Raw genomic sequence first — 2,739 nt, 5'->3', positions numbered from 1 at the left:
GGAAGTTTCCATCAGCATCAAACAGTTGGATTGCGTCGTCGGTGCCTATAAACGCGTCATTGGACGGCAGCAACATGGCCGCGAGGCTCAAAAACCCGTTCGACGCGCCGTCAACGGTGACTTGCGCCGTGGTGCGTTCGCCAGCGACGATCGGCCCTGCCGCGCCCAAAATAACACCCCCGACGCCATCTGCGTCATCAGCGGTCAATTCCGCTCCGAGAGGGGAGAAATTACCGTCCTCAGCAGCGGCCTCAAGACCCGCAGAGGACGCCTCCCCCACATCAAACAAATCAAAGCTATTGTCGTGGAAGCCAAACCAAATCGGAGTAAGCGCCGTACCACCAGCGTTCGAGTCATTTGTTGCAACAAAGCGTAGAGTTTCCATTCGTTTTCCTTTTTCTTTTTGTTCTCACGCCGTCTTCTTCCGGCGCCGGTCGCTCAATGAAAGCGGCCGGATCAATCCCTAGTTGAAACTTTGAAATCTCCGTCATCACAAACATATTATAATGGTTAATTAATTGTAAACATTGACTTTTATAGAGTTTTGAGTGCGCTGTAACGCGCTGGTTTCATGGTGTTTTCAAGAAGTTCGGTGTATTGATCACGCCCTATAAACAATTTTGTGATCTGCGGTTTGATCCCCGGTATGTTGTTTCCAATCTAACGCAACAGGTGGGGTTGATGATGTGTTTGGCCGGTTCTGTCTGAGGCCACGCGCAAGCAAACCCAGCAAGCTAAGATCGCGCGAGAAGGTTCCAAAATTAAACTTGAACATCATGACTGCATCCGTGCTTCAGACAACATGATCGACGATGGAGAGCCATGTCATGCGAACGGCTGTTTTCTATGCAAGTGTGCCTCCTACTTGTTCTAAAGGGGTGGTTTGAAGGCAAATGCGACAGTCAAACCGTGAGAATTATGAAAAATATTGACTCTTTGGTAAAAAATAATTCTCATGACTGCCAACAAATCGAGGATGTGCTGCGATGAATAACCTTTCTACTAATTTTACAGGTCTGGCCTTCGTAAATCCGTTTGTGCTGGCTTCAGCGCCACCGTCCGAAAGCAAACGAAAAATCCTGAAGGCCTTTGAAGCGGGCTGGGGCGGCGTGGTGACCAAAACAATTGGTTTGCACCCCGTTGAAAACGTCGCTGGGCCCAAAACGATCTACCAACGCACCAGCGAAATGAAACCATATGTATCACGGGTCAAGCGCGCTGACACTGTTTCTCATTCGTCTTGGAACTGGGAATTAATTTCAGATCAAGCACTTGATGTGTGGTTGCCGGACTTGGAAGAAATCAAAAAAACGTATCCTGACCGCATGCTCATCGCCTCGATCATGGCCGGCGCTGGTAGTGAAGAAGAAATGGACAATTGGCGCAAGCTTGCGACAGAATGCGTGAACGTCGGATGCGATGCGCTGGAACTAAACCTTTCGTGCCCCCACATGGACCGGAAGGACATGGGGGCCAATGTCGCGAATGACGAAGACATCATCACATCCATTCTAAAGGCTGTCACCGAAGTCGTCAGCGTCCCAATTTGGGTTAAACTCACGCCATCAACGTCAACGCTGGTTGATGCCGCCGCCGCCGCTTATGGTGCAGGAGCATCGGCGATTTCTTTGTGCAACACGTTCCCATCCTTGCCCTTGATGGATCCCGAAACACTGAAATTCGAGGTCGAAGTCGACGGCCTTGTGACCTCTGGCGGGCAAGGCGGGTTGGCCATTTTGCACCAAGCGTTGTTGCGTGTGTCGGATATTTCGCGCGCTTTTCCAGATAACTCTATTTCTGGCATTGGCGGGATTAAAGGTTTCAACGAAGCATTTAATTTCATCATTCACGGGGCTGGGAATTTGCAAATCTGCACTGCTGCGATGGAAGAAAAAGGCAGCGGTGGCGTCGGCATCAAGCTTATCCAAGAGTTAAAGGATGATCTCAGTGATTATTTGCAACGCAAAGGATTTTCATCAATCGAAGAGTTCCGCGGCATGGCGCGTGAACGGATTGTAAGCCATTCACAGATCCGTAGGAAAAGTGATGACTATAATGGCGGCTACGAAAAATCTGCGTAGATTGCGCAAACAAGATAAGCCTTTGCATCACAATTAACATACGCTTTGGTATGGCCATTGTGATGAAAAGGCTGAATGACCGGCGCCGTTTCTAGCCTCAAAATTTTCCCCGAACCCTATCCAAAATGGAGCGTGGGAGACACTAATTCTGCCTACCGAGTGTCGCTCATTCATACCGAGAGGGCGCTTGTGTGGGCGTTTGATTTCTCAGCGATGATTGAGATCGGACGTAGTCGTATCGCCAGAGCGCTAATTTTCGATGTGTGTCATCCAAGGTATCGAAGATCTCGTCATTTAGCAGCTCGTCTCGCAGGCTGCCGTTGAATGACACTATGAAGCCGTTCTGTTGCGGCTCTCCTGGATCAATTTATTGCCATTCAACGTGGTTCTCCTGCGCCCATTTCAGGATTGCACGGCTCGTGAACTCAGTGCCATTGTCACTGACAGCGCTGGCAGGCTCACCGTAAGCCCGCACAGGCGCATCCAATTCACGGGCGACACGAGCATCGGAGATGCTGGTGCCAGCCATAGGGCGCAGGTTTTCGCGGCAGCGATCGTCATCCACGGCAAGGATGCGGAACTTGCGAGAGACGCCAAACGTATCGGACAGAAAGTCGAGCGACCAGCGTTCTACTGGCTTCTGCGTTCCAACACCGCG

2 protein-coding genes and 1 pseudogene are annotated in these 2,739 nt (G+C 50.5%); 1 reads left to right on the top strand and 2 read right to left on the bottom strand.

What is annotated here, in order from left to right; translation table 11 throughout:
* Positions 1-385 (bottom strand): spondin domain-containing protein (locus ABJQ89_RS15315; protein WP_348497049.1); only part of this gene is annotated, 385 nt, incomplete at its 3' end.
* Positions 386-986: 601 nt separating this feature from the next.
* Here ABJQ89_RS15315 and ABJQ89_RS15310 point away from each other — a divergent pair.
* Positions 987-2,081: a tRNA-dihydrouridine synthase gene (locus ABJQ89_RS15310; protein ID WP_348497048.1), complete on the top strand. Its 1,095-nt coding sequence runs from the start codon at positions 987-989 to the stop codon at positions 2,079-2,081.
* Between the two features lie 184 nt (positions 2,082-2,265).
* On the opposite strand, the pseudogene ABJQ89_RS15305 reads toward ABJQ89_RS15310, so the two are convergent.
* Positions 2,266-2,739: pseudogene (locus ABJQ89_RS15305) on the bottom strand (integrase core domain-containing protein); the annotation flags it as partial.

Source organism: Planktotalea sp. (assembly GCF_039984035.1).
Taxonomy (GTDB): domain Bacteria; phylum Pseudomonadota; class Alphaproteobacteria; order Rhodobacterales; family Rhodobacteraceae; genus Planktotalea.
The sequence above is the reverse complement of the archived record's forward strand: the minus strand, read 5'-3'. Positions and strand labels throughout refer to the sequence as shown.

Excerpts from the sequence above, each read along its gene's own strand:
- ABJQ89_RS15310 (WP_348497048.1), top strand. The coding sequence starts at position 987 with ATGAATAACCTTTCTACTAATTTTACAGGTCTGGCCTTCGTAAATCCG.